This window comes from Vogesella sp. (genome assembly GCF_046297735.1).
GTDB lineage: Bacteria > Pseudomonadota > Gammaproteobacteria > Burkholderiales > Chromobacteriaceae > Vogesella > Vogesella urethralis.
Genome location: NZ_JBKBHK010000001.1, coordinates 243,490 through 257,285, shown reverse-complemented (window position 1 = coordinate 257,285; position 13,796 = coordinate 243,490). Strand labels below are relative to the sequence as shown.

Sequence of the window (13,796 nt, the reverse complement as noted above, 5' to 3'; positions counted from 1 at the left end):
GTACAGAATAGCTAATTGCAAGCTTTGTGTACATCCATGTAAAATTTCAAATTTTCCCCACATTAAAAATCACTCATATCAGGCGCGGCCGAGCATAAGTCAATAATATTCAAAGAGTTTCATTTCCATTTTTAGCCCCTTGCGACAATATCGCATTTTATTGACATGTAGTTATGCAAAAGGCACACTCTTCGGTGTGCCTTTTTTATTGGGGCAATTGCGGAATCAGAAATCATGAAAAATAACCTGATAGGTTCGGACTATTCAAAACTAGGCCAAGCGATTGTTTCTAGTTTTTTTGTGGATCAAAACGAGAAAGAACTGTCGATATTTCTGTGTGGCGGCGCAATGGCAAATGGGAGTGCGCGACTAAAATTTTGGGAAGTCTGCAAAAATGAAAAGAATATTATCGTAAAATTCCCAGAAGGCCTCTTTGATGAGTTGCTAGAAAAGAATGCATACAATCTACTGGAACTAGAAGAAATTCTGGCAGATAGCGTTGATGCCATAGTTATTTTCCCAGAAAGCCCAGGATCGTGGGCTGAGCTGGGTGCCTTTGCCGAGAATAGCCACCTGCGGAGAAAAATTGTATGTATTGCCGAGAAGAAATTTAGATCAAGTTTTTCATTTATAAATCTTGGTCCAATTCGCGTCCTAAAGAAAAACGAACCATCAAAAATAATTGATTTTAAATATTCTGATTTGTCAGACAGAGAAAGAACAAAAGAGTTAATAGCCTTGGTCGCACATGCCGCCAAGAAAATAAAGCGCCAATTTCCCAGTAGGAAAGTTGGCCTCTTTAGGCTGGAGGAATTAATACAACTCTCCTTGTATTGCATCGACTCTGCGGACTGGTCACAAATGAAACAAATATATAAAAATGTAGAAATTGGTATCTCGTCAGAAAAGTACGATAAAATTTTCGACATTTGCATTAATATGCTACTAATTCAGGGGAAAATTGAAAAAGATGGCGAGGGGAAATTTTTTCTAAGTGATTTTCATACTAGGCAAATTGAAAACAAAATGTACAGAGAAAAAATAAGACAACTACAGAGAATCAGAGTGGAAATTATGAATGCAAGTTTTCGTAGACATGCTGAAGTGAAGATGGGTAGAATGATAGCACTCTCTCCCTAGCGGGTGATGCTATCCTTGATAGCTAGCCGAATGGTGTTTCGCCATTCAACATTGCTGCCTGGTGGTGGACATTACAGACTTGGTCTGTAAATGGCCCCGCCATTTACAGACCAAGTCTGTAATGTTAGACCTTATGTCGTAGGGAGAGAGTCCATGCCTCCATCACATCCTCTAAAAAAGCCTGAAGCTCTTTACAAAGCCAGAATTCTAGGCTTTCCTGAGATCGATTCAGTATCAGATTTGAGCAACAAACTTAGACTTCCAGTCTCTACGATAAATTATTATGCGTATCGCAATGAGAAGTTTGGGTACAAAGAGTTTTCGATCCCAAAGAAGCCACACGGCAAAAGAATACTCCACTCTCCAGTTAGGCAGTTGAAGTTTATACAGGCCTGGATACTGAGAAATATTCTTGACAAATTAAATTCAAGCAATGCTGCGACGGCGTTTGAAATAGGAAAAAACATCGCCACCAATGCAAGAATACACATTGGTCAAAGTTACATTGTCAATGTTGACATTAAAGATTTCTTTAGCTCGACTCCAGCAAAAAAAGTCTACTCAATATTCCGCTCGATTGGATACTCTGATCAAATTTGCTGGACTCTAACAAATTTAGTTACTTTTAATGGATTTCTTCCCCAGGGCGGCCCGTGCTCACCAAAGTTGGCCAATTTGATTTGCCATAGACTTGATGCAAGACTATTAGGCTTTTCCAAGAAAAACAATCTATCGTATTCCAGGTATGCCGACGATATTACAGTATCAACATCCAGTAGAGTGCATATAGCTAAAATACTAAGATTTTTGAATGTTGTCATTGCCGAAGAAGGGTACTCGCTCAGGCATGAAAAAACTTGTATTTTGGGTAGAAGGCGAGCAAAAAAAGTGACTGGCCTTGTCGTATCCAATGAAGTGCGAGTTGGCAGGAAAAAATATCGAGAGCTTAGGGCAATTATATACACCGGTATAAAAGACAATGATCCTAGCAAAATTTCATACGCAGAAGGGTATTTGAATTTTTTAAAAGGAATCGATAATAAAACTTATCGGCAGTTGAAGAGATACTGGGAAAAACTAGCCTCCCAGCATCAGACGGATCCACGCGTAGCGGGCAGCCCGGATAAGGCGCAGCCGCATCCGGGAAACAACGCCACCGCCCCACCATAAAAAGGTTGGCCGCATTACCCCTTACAGGGCATGCGGCCAACCTTTTTGCCTTCACCCTCGCCTGCTATCTGCTTGTCGGCGCTACACCCTTCCCCGGATGCGCCGTTGGCTTATCCGGGCTACCTGTTACCCACCGCAACCATTGCCCACCGCAGGTTTGGCCTGACTGCCGTTTTTAATGCCATGCCCTGTTGCGCGATGCTGCTGGCGGGAGGTGGGGCGATGGTGCAATATCGACGAAACCGCGTGGCGGGTGGCTGCTACTTTTTTACCGTCACCTTGCAGGACCGGCGGCAGCGTTATCTGGTGGAGCATGTGGTGTGGCTGCGGGAGGCGTTTCGGGTGACGATGCGGCGGCGGCCATTCGTGATCGACGCCATCGTGGTGCTACCCGATCACCTGCACTGCATCTGGACGTTGCCACCGGGTGATGATGACTACCCGGCGCGCTGGCAGGCCATCAAGGCGCATTTTGTCAAACGGCTGCACCGGCTGGGCATACGCGGCAAGGCCGGGCCGGATGGGGCGGCGGGCATCTGGCAGCGCCGCTATTGGGAGCACACCTTGCGTGATGAGGCCGATTTTGCCCACCACGTGGCCTATATCCACCACAACCCGGTGAAGCACGGGCTGACCGTCCATGCGGATGATTGGCCGTTCTCCAGCATCCACAGCCGCCGCTGGCAGGAACAAAACCGTAGCCCGGATAAGGCGTAGCCGCATCCGGGGAGCAACGCCACCGCCCCACCATAAAAAGGTTGGCCGCATCACCGTTTACCCGGTATGCGGCCAACCTTTTTGCTTCTGCCCTCGCCCGCTTGCTGCCTGTAACCAACATGCCATGCCCCGCCTGCAGCGTTGGCTTATCCGGCCTGCCGCTTTTGACAGCTATACGTCGCTGCGTATGCGCTGCTGGCCTGCATGGCGGCGGGCGGCGGGTTTACAGGTGGCGCTCGAAGTGTTGTACCAGGCGGCGCAGGTCGTCGGCGGTGGTGTGCAGTTGCGCGGCGTAGTGGTGGGTCTGGCTGATGTTGTGGCTGTTTTGTTCGGTCAGCGCGTTCATCGATTCCATGTTCAATGCGACTTCGGTGGAGGTGGAAGATTGCTGCTGCAGCATGTCGGCTACGGTTTGTGCGGCGCTGGATACGCCGTGGCTGGCCTGACGGATGGCACCCAGGCTGTCGCTGGCCACACGTACGGCCTGCTCTACCTGGGCTACCTGGGCCAGGGCGTCCTGAATGTTGCGGGTGACTTCGGCGGTGCGTTGCGCCAGTACGTCGATGGACTGCTCGATTTCCTTGGTATTGCCGGCGGTGCGCTCGGCCAGGCTGCGTACTTCGTCGGCCACTACCGCAAAGCCGCGGCCGGTTTCGCCGGCGCGGGCGGCTTCAATGGCGGCGTTTAGCGCCAGCAGGTTGGTCTGGTTGGCAATGTCCTTGATCACCAGCGCCACATTGCCAATGTCTTGCGTGGATTGCTGCAACACGGCAATGGCGTCGTTGGTGGCGTGAAATTCCTGCATGGCCAGGCTGGTGGCGTGCTCGGTCTGCTGCATGGCTTGTTCGCCAGCCACGGTGAGCTGGCGGGCCTGGTCGGCGTGGCCGGCACCGTTACGTGTAGCGTGCGAGATTTCGGTTACCGATACCGACAGTTGTTCCAGCGCGGCGGCCACGCGGCCAATGCCGTCCAGCGCCTGTTCGCCACGCCCTTTGAGCGCAGCGGCTTGCTCGTGGACGGCCGCTGCAATATGGCCAACGTCATTGGCGCCGCCCACCACATCGGCAATGACGGCACGGGTGTTGATGCGCATGGATTCCAGCTCGGTGCCGATGTCGCGCATGTCGGCACAGCCGTCGGCAACAAACGGCACGGCAAAGTTACCCTCGCCCAGTTGCTGGATGCCGTGGCGGATGCGTGCCAGCGGCTGTACGGCCTGCCGGCGCAGCAGCAGGGCGCCGGCGATCAGCCAGGCCGCAGCCAGCAGGCTAAGTGCCAATTGCGCGCCGTCGGGCAGCAATAGCTCGGTAAACAGCGCCAGCACGGCGGGGGCTACCATCAGCAACAGCAGGCGGTCCAGGCTGGCACCGTGGTCGATACGGGTGCGCGGCATGCTGGCGCGCTTGGCACGGATGGCGGCGTACAGCTGCTCGGCGGCGGCAACTTGCTGGCGGTCCGGGCTGTTGCGTACTGACATATAGCCGATGATGTTGCCGTTTTCGCGCAGCGGGGTGGCGTAAGCGTCTACCCAGTAGAAGTCGCCATTCTTGCTGCGGTTTTTTACCAGGCCGCGCCATGGCTGGCCGGCCTTGATGGTGTGCCACATGTCTTCAAATGCCTCTGACGGCATATCGGGGTGGCGCACGATATTGTGCGGCTGGCCGATCAGTTCGTCCTCGGTAAAGCCGCTGATATCGATGAAAGCGCGGTTGGCGTAGGTGATGGTGCCCTGCAAGTCGGTTTTGGTGACGATGGGGCGTTTGGGGTCTAAAAAGCGTTCGGTCTGAGTAACAGGCAGGTTGCTACGCATGGTGGGTATCCTTGGCTAATGCCGCGCCTCTACATGTTAATTTATATCAATTGGTGACAATATATTATAAATAAACCTATAAATAAGCAATTGACATGAATAAAGACCGGCACGTGTCGTGGTGCCAGGTATTGTTCTGACTGCAAAACAGATTGATCTGTCTATAGACATACAGTAGACATTTAATAAGTAACAGTTCAACGATAGCCTAAAGCGTTGATTTTTGCGCGGCATATGTCATGCAAATTACTTACAAGCCCGCATGGCTATTGCTGCTTGCACTGTTGGCGGTGGCGGTACGAGGGCACGCTCACCAGCCGTTGCTGATCGCAGTAGACAGCCACAGCCCGCCGTTTGCGTTTGAAAACGCGCAGCGGCAGCCGCAGGGGATTTATGTAGGTATTCTGCAAGCCGTGGCGCAGCGTAGTGGCGTACCGTTGCAGGTTCGGGCCATGCCGTGGCGCCGCGCCATGCAGGGGCTGGATTTGTCGCAGCATGGCGTGGCCGGGCTATACAAGAACGCCGAGCGCGCAGCGCGTTACCTGTATTCCGACCCTATCTGGCAAGAAGACGTGCACCTGTTTACCCTGCCCGCCTCCAGCTTGCAGGCACAGCGGGCCGAGCAGCTGGTTGGCACGCGGCTGGGCACGCTGGCCGGCTGGTACTACAGCGACACGCTGCAGCAGATGCAGCAGCGCGGTGAGGTGGTGCTGGAAACCAGCGAGTCGGACGCGCAAAACATCGGCAAACTGCGTGCACGACGGCTGGACGGCGTCCTGGCGGTGAAAGATTCGGTGCATTACCTGCTGCAGCACCACCCGCGCCAGCGCCAGGCATTGCGTGATGGTGGCCTGGTCGTCAGCAACGCTACCTATATCGCGCTGCCGTTTACCCCCGGCAATGTGGTGCTGATGGACCGCATCAATACCGCTTTGCGGCAAATGGGCACGGCCCGCTCGCCGGCCACTACCGGGCGCTAACGCCTGCCAGAACGGTGAACAGCGCCGCCACCCGCAGTGCCGCCCCCTTGCCGGCTAACCGCAGCGGGCCGCGGTAAGGCGGCAAGCGCAAGCTGCTGCCCCTCATGCGTTTTCAAAACCCTGCAGCACGTTCACGGCATTGATGCCGATTTCGTCCACCCTGTAGCCGCCTTCCATCACGAACAGCGTCGGCACGCCCACCGCCGCAATGGCGGCGCCGATGCGGCAGAAATCGGCCGTGGTCAGGCGGAAGTGGCTGATCGGGTCGCCTTCGTAGGTATCCACCCCCAGCGACACCACCAGCAGGTCGGGTCGGTACTGACGCAGTTGGCCGCAGGCGTGCTGCAGCGCCTCGCCGTAGCCATCCCACGCCGTGCCGTGCGGCAGCGGATAGTTGAGGTTGAAGCCCAGGCCGGCGCCACGGCCGGTTTCGTCGCGGTGGCCGGAAAAATACGGGTAGGATCGGCGCGGGTCGCCGTGCAGCGACACGAACAGCACGTCGTCACGGTCATAAAAGATGCTCTGCGTGCCGTTGCCATGGTGGAAGTCCACGTCCAGCACCGCCACGCGCTGGCTGCCGTTGTCGCGGCTCCACTGCGCGGCAATGGCGGCGTTGTTAAGGTAGCAGTAGCCGCCCATGTACTCGGCAGCGGCGTGGTGGCCGGGCGGGCGGCACAGTGCAAAGGCACTGCGTTGGCCGCCGTGCAGCAGGCTGGCGCCGGTCAGCGCCAGGTTGGCGCTACTGCTCACGGCCTGCCAGGTGCCGGCGGTAATGGCCACCCCGGCGTCCATGGCATAAAAGCCCAGCTTGCCGTCGATGTGTTCCGGTTCGATGTCGCTGCGCAGGTCACGCACCGGCCAAACCAGCGGCAGCGCGTCGTGCTGGTGGCCCAGTGCCTGCCACTCGCCCCAGGCCTGCTGCAAAAAGCGTACATAGCGCTTGCTGTGTACGCGGGCGTAGTGTTCCGGCCCAAATGCCTGCGGCGCCACGATATCGCCCAGCCCTACCTGCAGGCTGCGCGCCAGCACGATTTCGGCGCGTTCCGGCATCTCAAAACACGGCGACACCTTGCCGTCTTTCAGTTCGCTGGCGTGGTGCAGCTGGTGGTCGGGGCTATAGATGGTCAGCATGGCGGTGGCCTCAAGGCAGTCGGAATAACGGCCAGTCTACGCCCGGCGCCGGGCAATATTTTTGCTTTTCTTGCCCGCCAATGCAGAATACGGGCAAAGAAAACCAGCAAAAAAGCCATCATGAAAAAAGAAACCGCCAGCAACACCCTGGACGCCACCGACCGTGCCATTCTGCGCCACGTGCAACAAGACGGCGCGCTGTCTACCCCGCAGCTGGCCGAACGGCTGGCGCTGAGCGTGACGCCGTGCTGGCGCCGGCTAAAACGGCTGCAGGACGACGGCTATATCCGCGACTATCAGGCCAACCTGGACCGGCGCCGCCTGGGGCTGGACGTGCTGGCCTACGTCAGCCTCAGTTTTGCCAGCGTCGGCAATCCGCAGCCCAACGCCTTCGAGGCGCTGATTGGCGACCACGCGCAAGTGCTGGCCTGCCACAAGATAACCGGCAACGCCGACTACATGCTGGTGGTGGTGGCGGCCAACCTGGACCACTACAGCCAGTTTGTGGAATGGCTGCGCGCCATCCCCGGCATCCACACCATTCATTCCAACCTGGCGCTAAAGGAAGTGAAAGCCGATAGCCGGCTACCGCTGGGCGAGTAAACAACGCGCCCTGGCAGCGCTGCAGAACACCGTGTTTTGCCCCCACCTTGCCTGCCCGGCCAACCGCTGCGCTACACTGGTTCGCTACGGTCGCCAACGCGGCCAACCTTGCCCAACCCCTTATCGAGAAAGCCCCCTGCCATGCAATACCGCACCCTTGGCCATACCGGCATCGACGTCAGCCTGATCTCGCTGGGCACCATGACCTGGGGCGAGCAAAACAGCGAAGCCGACGCCCACAGCCAGCTGGACCTGGCGCTGGAACACGGCGTCAACCTGATCGACACCGCCGAGATGTACCCGGTACCGCCACGCCCGGAAACCCAGGGCCGCACCGAACAATACATCGGCAACTGGCTGGCCGCCGGCGGCCGCCGCGACCGCATCGTGCTGGCCACCAAGGCCGCCGGCCCCAGCAGCGACCCGAAACGCCCCAGCCATATCCGCGCTGGCCGTACCCATTTCAGCCGCGCCAACCTCACCGAAGCGCTGCACGACAGCCTGCGCCGGCTGCAAACCGATTACGTGGACCTGTACCAGCTGCACTGGCCGGACCGCAACGTGAACATCTTCGGCCAGGCGCTGTACCCGTACCAGGACGACCCGGCCGGCAGCGTGGCCATCGAAGAAACGCTGGCCGTGCTGCAGGATTTCATCCGCGACGGCAAGGTGCGCGCCATCGGCGTCTCCAACGAAAGCCCGTGGGGCGTGGCGCGCTTTCTGGCCGCCGCCGAATACCGTGGCCTGCCGCGCATTGCCAGCATCCAGAACGCCTACAGCCTGCTGAACCGCAGCTTCGAAAACGGCCTGTCCGAATTCAGCCACCGCGACGGCGTCGGCCTGCTGGCCTACTCGCCGCTGGCCTTCGGCATGCTCAGCGGCAAATACCGTGACGGCGCCCGCCCGGCCGGTGCGCGGCTGTCGCTGTTCGACCGTTTCACCCGCTACAGCAACCCGCAAGCCGAAGCCGCTACCGAACGCTACGTGGCACTGGCCGAAGCACGCGGCCTCAACCCGGCGCAGATGGCGCTGGCCTTCGTCAACAGCCGCCCGTTTGTGACCAGCAACATCATCGGCGCCACCACCCTGCCGCAGCTGAAGGAAAACCTGGCCAGCCTCAGCCTGACGCTGGACGCCGACACGCTGGCCGCCATCGACGCCATCCACCACGGCCAACCCAACCCGGCTCCCTGAGCGAGCACGCCATGCACATTGCCATCCTCACCTTCGACGGTTTCAACGAGCTGGATTCGCTGATCGCGCTGGGCATGCTGAACCGCGTGCGCGACGCCGACTGGCGCGTGTCGCTGGCCTGCCCGGCGCGCTGCCCTGAGGCGGCAGGCGGTTGCCTGGGCGAGTGCCCTCCCCGGATGCGCCGTTGGCTTATCGGGCTAGGGTCTATGCTGAGGCGGTGAGCGGCTAACCGCGTGAATGCCCTCCCCGGATGCGGCTGCGCCTTATCCGGGCTACCACTCGGCTGCAATGAAGAAGCTTGGCCGCAACACCGTACATCCGGCTTGCGGCCAACCTTTTGCCCCCTCGCCTGCCCACCTGCTTGCCGGGGTCAGGCCACGCCCGGCCCGACAATCTGCAGCGTGGACACGCCCAAGCCGCCGCCCTTGTGCAGGCGGATCTGGCTGCCGATACGTTCTTTCATCGCGTCTACGTGACTGATGACGCCGATCATCTTGCCGCTGGCCTGGATGGCGTCCAGCGCGTCCAGCGCCACTTCCAGCGTATCGCCGTCTAGCGTGCCGAAGCCTTCGTCCAGAAACAGCGAATCGATCGACGTCTTGTGGCTGACCAGGTCGGACAGCGCCAGCGCCAGCGCCATGCTCACCAGAAAGCTTTCCCCGCCGGACAGCGTGCGCGTGTCGCGCACGGCGTCGGCCTGCCAGGTATCGACAATTTCCAGCTCCAGTTCGCCACTGCACTTGCGCTGCAGCAGGTAGCGGCCGTGCAGCCGTGCCAGGTGGCGGTTGGCCAGGTGCATCAGGTGGTCCAGCGTCAGCCCTTGTGCAAACTTGCGGTATTTGTCGCCCTCGCGCGAGCCGATCAGGCTGTTCAGCCGCTGCCACAGGTCGGCCTCGCCAGCCTGCTGCGCAATGTCGGCCAGCAGCGCCTGTTGCTGCTGGCGGCGGCTGGCGTCGTCCTGCAGCAAGGCCTGCAGCGCGCCCAGCTGTTGCGATAACTGCTGGCGCTGGCTATCCAGCGCCGCCAGCCGGGCGTCCAGCTCGGCCAGGCCCAGCGTGGTGAGTGCCTGTTGCTGCAAGCCCTGCAAAGCCTGGGCAGCATGCTGCTGCACGCTGGCGGCGGCCTGTACCGCAGCGGTCAGCTGCTGCAGGCGGGTCTGCAAGGCTTGCCTGGCCTCGGCCGGCAGGCTGGCTTGCTGCCAGGCGGTTTCGTCGGCAAACGGGCTGGCGGCCAAGGCGGCCTGCCACGCGGCTAGCTGCCGGGCCAGGGCGTCGTCGTCGCGGGCCAGGTCGGCCGTCAGCTGCACCTGCTGGCCCTGCAAAGCCGCCAGCTCGGCGCTGCTGGCTTCCACGCTGGCCGTCCAGTGCGCCAGGTCCGGCCCGGTATCGGCCACCGCGTCGGGGGCTGGCAGCTGCAGGGCCTGCCAGCGTTGCTGCCACTGGCCGGCCAGCTGGCTGGCCGCGTGGGCGTGTTGCTGCAAGGTGGCCAACTGTGGCGCCAGCGTCTGGCTGGCCTGTTGCTGCGCCTGCCATTGCTGCCATAGTTGGCCGCAGGTAGCCAGGGTGGCCGCCAGGTCTTGCTGCCAGGTGATGCCGCTGGCGGCAATGTCAGCCTGCAAGGCCGCCATCGCGGCGGTGTGTTGCTGTTCGGCTTGCTGCAGGTTGGCCGCCAGCGTGGCGAGGGCGCTGCCGGCGTGCTGGCAGGCCTGTTGTTGCAACGCGCATTGCTGATCCGCCAACTGCCGGCGCTGCCGGATGGCGTCGGTACGCTGGCGTGCCGTCTGCTGCGCCGCCTCGGCCAGTTCGGCCTGCTGCAGCCGCTGCTGCAGTGTGGCCTGTCGCTCTCGGGCGGCGGCCAGGCTGGTGTCGATGGCGGCCGCGTCCTGCCATGGCAACGAACCGGCCTGCGTTTGCCAGGCGGCCTCGGCCTGCATGTGTGCGGCCACGGTGGCGTCCAGCGCCTGCTGCAGCCGCTGCTGGCTGCCTTCCAGCCGTGCCAGTTCGGCACCGGCCAGCCGGCCCTGCTCTTCCCGTTGCGCAAGTTCGGCTTCTTTCTGCTTCAGCGCGCGCTCGGTGTCGGAGACGTCCAGCTGGCGGTAGGCGGCGATACCGGGGTGCTCGTGGGCACCGCATAGCGGGCAGGCTTCGCCCGGCTGCAAGGCGGCGCGGTGGGCTTCCAGGCTCTGGATGCGCTGCTCCTGTGCCAGCAGCTGCCGTTTGTCGGCAACCTGCTCTTTCAATTGGCGGTAATCGGCACGCAGCTGTGTCAGCTGCGCCTGTGCCGCGTGCTGTTGCTGCTGCACGGCCACCAGCTCGTCCTGCTGCTGGCGGCGGGTACTGTCCAGCTGGCGCAGGCGTTCGGCCTCTTGCTGGCGCTGTTGCCAGCTTTGCTGCTGGTCGCGGGCGGCGGCCCAGTCGTTGCGTAGTGTGGCCAAGGGCTGGCCTTGCAACAGGCCGTCCAGCTGCGCATCGGCGGCGGCCAGCGCCGCTTCGCTGTCGTGCAGTTCGGCGTCCGCGGCGGCCAGCTGCTGCTGGCTGGCAGCCAACTGCTGCTGCGCCTCGTCCAGTGCCGCCTGTTGTGCTTGTTGCGCCTGCCGCTGCCGGGCAATGGCTTGCGCGGCCTCACTGGCGGCGTGCTGACGCACCTGCCAGCCGGCCAGTTGCTCGCCCAGGCCAGCAAGGTGCGCGTGCTGACCTAGCCAGTTGGCCAGCTCGTCCTGCTGCTGCTGCGCCTGCTGGTGCTGCTGCGCGGCCGCCACGGCCAGGCGGCTAGCGCACTGCCAGCCTTGCCAGTGGGCGTGGCGCCGGCGCTGTGCGGTGTCGTCCAGCTGGCGGGCCAGCTGCTGCAGCGCGTGTTGCGTGTGCTGCTGCCGGCCGGCCGCGTCTTGCCAGGCCTGCCATGCCGGACGCAGCGCCTCGGCCGGCTCGGCCAGCTGCAAGGCGTGCTGCTGCGGCGCGGCGTCCGCCAGCGCCTGCTGTGCGGCCAACAGCGCAGCCTCGGCCTGGCCGGCGTCGTGTTCGGCCTGCTGCAGTGCCTGCCGCCACTGGCGCCAGCCCAGCACGCTGCCGTGCTCGGCCTGCAGGCTGGCCAGCTGCGTGCCTAACGCCTCGGCCTCGGCCTGCATCTGGCTGCGGCGCTCGTCGTCCAGCAGCTGCACGCCGTCGGCGCGGGCTTGCAGCTGGGCCAGCTGTTCGCGGGCGTCACGCGCCTGCTCGAACACGCGCTGCGAGATCTGGCCGTAGATGTCGCTGCCGGTGAGTTCTTCCAGCAGTTCGGCGCGCTCGTTGGCGCTGGCATTCAGGAAGGCGGCAAAGCCGCCCTGCGCCAGCAGCATGGACTTGGTAAAGCGGGCAAAGTCTAGGCCGGTAATGGCTTCGATGCGGCGCAGCTTGTCGTTGATGTGGGTGGTGAGGATGGTGCCGTCGGCGCTGGCCAGCTCCACCTTGGGCGCTTGCAGCGCGCCGTCGGCCTTGTCGCGGGCGCGGCGCTGGCTCCAGAACGCGCGGTAGACCTGGCCTTTGACCTCGAACGCCACCTCGGCCAGGCAGTCGGCGGTGTGGCGGCTCATGATGTCGTTGGCCGAGGCGGAGATGGTCTTCAGGCGCGGCGTTTCGTGGTATAGCGCCAGGCAGATGGCGTCCAGCAGCGTGGATTTGCCGGCGCCGGTGGGGCCGGTAATGGCAAACAGGCCGCTACCGGCAAACGGTGGCCGGGTGAAGTCGATGTGCCATTCGCCTTGCAGCGCGTTGAGGTTTTTCAGGCGCAGGGTCAGGATCTTCATGCCGTGCCCTCCTGCAGGCTGGCCACCACGCTGGCGTAGCGTGCGGCCAACTGTGCGCGCAGCGCGTCGTCCAGCTGCTCTTGCGCCAGGCGCTTGTCGAACACGTCGAACGGCGTCAGCTCGTCCAGCGTTTCGCGCTGGCTGGCTTGCAGCGCGGCCGGGGCGTTGCTGCGCGCGCGGCGCAGGCGCAGCACCTCTACCGGCAGGCCGTCGCACAGCGCCTGCACGCGAGGCTGCAGGTCGCTGAGGTAGTCGTCGCCGCGTACCTGGATATCCAGCCACACCGGTTTGCCGCCCTCGCCCAGGCTGGCGGCCTGCTGCAACTGCGGCGCCAGCTCGTCCAGCGTGCCGGCCAGCGACAGCATGGGCTGGAAACACGGCACCGGCAGCGCGGTAATGCCCATCAGGCCCAGCGGCTCCAGGTCGACCAGCAGCACTTCTTTTTGCTGCCGGGCTTCGTCAAAACCCAGGGCAATCGGCGAGCCGCTGTAGCGGATGTGCTCCAGGCCGCCTACCCGCTGCGGGCGATGGATATGGCCCAGCGCAATGTAATCGGCCGGCGGAAAGGCGCTGGTGGGAAACGCTTCCAGCGCGCCCACGTAGATCTCGCGCACCGCCTCGCTGGCGCTGGCGCCGACGGTAGTAAGGTGGCCGGTAGCCACAATGGGCAGCGGCAGGCCCAGCGCCTCGCGCCGGGCACAGGCGGCCTGGTAAACAGCCTGGTAATGGGCGTGGATGGCGGCTTGCAGGGTGAGCTGTTTGTCTTCGGCGCTTTGGCCGGCCTGGCTTTGCATCACGTCGCGGGCGCGAATGAACGGAATGGCACACACGATGGCGCCGGGCTGGCCGTTTCGCTGCGGCAACACCAGCACTTGCTCGTCGGGGTTGGCCGCTACCGCCGGCACCACACTGGCACCCAGGCAGGCCAGCAGCGGGCCGCTTTCACCCAGCGTGGCCACCGAGTCGTGATTGCCGCCCAACACCAGCAGCCGGCAGCCCAGCTGGTGCAGCGCCACTACCAGCCGGTTGTAGCATTCGCGGGCATAGCTGGGCGGTGCGCCGGTATCGAACACGTCACCGGCGACGATGACGGCGTCTACCGCGTGTTGCTGCACCTGCAGCAGCAGCCAGTCCAGAAAAGCCTGGTGTTCGGCCAGGCGGGTCTTGCCAAGAAAGTGCTGGCCGAGGTGCCAGTCGGAAGTGTGCAAAAGGCGCATGTGGGAGCCATGACGAAACGATGCGCCGATTGTAACAAGCCCGCCGTGCGGGC

General features: G+C 61.7%; 11 protein-coding genes. 7 read left to right on the top strand and 4 right to left on the bottom strand.

Annotation, left to right across the window (positions count from 1 at the left end):
• Positions 1 to 234: 234 nt before the first annotated feature.
• The 3 genes from ACK4FZ_RS01205 (at position 235) to ACK4FZ_RS01195 (ending at position 3,027) form a co-directional block, all read left to right on the top strand.
• A complete protein-coding gene (locus tag ACK4FZ_RS01205) occupies positions 235 to 1,140 on the top strand; it encodes a retron St85 family effector protein (RefSeq protein WP_409817921.1) in 906 nt (301 codons plus the stop codon).
• A 153-nt stretch (positions 1,141 to 1,293) separates the two neighbouring features.
• On the top strand, positions 1,294 to 2,310 hold the full coding sequence (locus ACK4FZ_RS01200; protein WP_409817920.1) for a retron St85 family RNA-directed DNA polymerase: 1,017 nt from the start codon (positions 1,294 to 1,296) through the stop codon (positions 2,308 to 2,310).
• A gap of 222 nt (positions 2,311 to 2,532) precedes the next feature.
• Positions 2,533 to 3,027 (top strand): REP-associated tyrosine transposase, encoded by a 495-nt coding sequence (locus ACK4FZ_RS01195; protein WP_144374026.1) that lies wholly within the window; start codon positions 2,533 to 2,535, stop codon positions 3,025 to 3,027.
• A gap of 223 nt (positions 3,028 to 3,250) precedes the next feature.
• Here the strand turns inward: ACK4FZ_RS01195 and ACK4FZ_RS01190 are convergent, their stop codons facing one another.
• Complete coding sequence (locus ACK4FZ_RS01190) at positions 3,251 to 4,837, bottom strand: methyl-accepting chemotaxis protein (protein ID WP_409817919.1); 1,587 nt, start codon at positions 4,835 to 4,837, stop codon at positions 3,251 to 3,253.
• A 239-nt stretch (positions 4,838 to 5,076) separates the two neighbouring features.
• Between ACK4FZ_RS01190 and ACK4FZ_RS01185 the strand changes: the two genes are divergently transcribed.
• The gene (locus ACK4FZ_RS01185) at positions 5,077 to 5,817 is read left to right on the top strand and encodes a substrate-binding periplasmic protein (RefSeq protein WP_409817918.1); all 741 of its coding nucleotides are present in this window, start codon (positions 5,077 to 5,079) and stop codon (positions 5,815 to 5,817) included.
• A 102-nt stretch (positions 5,818 to 5,919) separates the two neighbouring features.
• On the opposite strand, the gene ACK4FZ_RS01180 is transcribed toward ACK4FZ_RS01185, so the two are convergent.
• Positions 5,920 to 6,948, bottom strand: coding sequence for a histone deacetylase family protein (locus ACK4FZ_RS01180; RefSeq protein WP_409817917.1), 1,029 nt, complete (start codon positions 6,946 to 6,948; stop codon positions 5,920 to 5,922).
• Positions 6,949 to 7,068: 120 nt separating this feature from the next.
• On the opposite strand from ACK4FZ_RS01180, the gene ACK4FZ_RS01175 reads away from it, so the two are divergent.
• The 3 genes from ACK4FZ_RS01175 (at position 7,069) to ACK4FZ_RS01165 (ending at position 8,966) form a co-directional block, all read left to right on the top strand.
• Positions 7,069 to 7,551 (top strand): Lrp/AsnC family transcriptional regulator, encoded by a 483-nt coding sequence (locus tag ACK4FZ_RS01175; protein WP_409817916.1) that lies wholly within the window; start codon positions 7,069 to 7,071, stop codon positions 7,549 to 7,551.
• 141 nt (positions 7,552 to 7,692) lie between these two features.
• Complete coding sequence (locus tag ACK4FZ_RS01170) at positions 7,693 to 8,745, top strand: NADP(H)-dependent aldo-keto reductase (protein ID WP_409817915.1); 1,053 nt, start codon at positions 7,693 to 7,695, stop codon at positions 8,743 to 8,745.
• 11 nt (positions 8,746 to 8,756) lie between these two features.
• Entirely contained in the window at positions 8,757 to 8,966 is a 210-nt protein-coding gene (locus ACK4FZ_RS01165) for a hypothetical protein (protein ID WP_409817914.1), read from the top strand.
• Between the two features lie 149 nt (positions 8,967 to 9,115).
• Here ACK4FZ_RS01165 and ACK4FZ_RS01160 read toward each other — a convergent pair whose 3' ends face one another.
• Both ACK4FZ_RS01160 and sbcD read right to left on the bottom strand, forming a co-directional pair.
• Positions 9,116 to 12,526: an AAA family ATPase gene (locus ACK4FZ_RS01160; protein ID WP_409817913.1), complete on the bottom strand. Its 3,411-nt coding sequence runs from the start codon at positions 12,524 to 12,526 to the stop codon at positions 9,116 to 9,118.
• Entirely contained in the window at positions 12,523 to 13,743 is a 1,221-nt protein-coding gene (sbcD, locus tag ACK4FZ_RS01155; protein WP_409817912.1) for an exonuclease subunit SbcD, read from the bottom strand. Before sbcD ends, ACK4FZ_RS01160 begins: the two co-directional genes overlap by 4 nt.
• Positions 13,744 to 13,796: the final 53 nt, after the last annotated feature.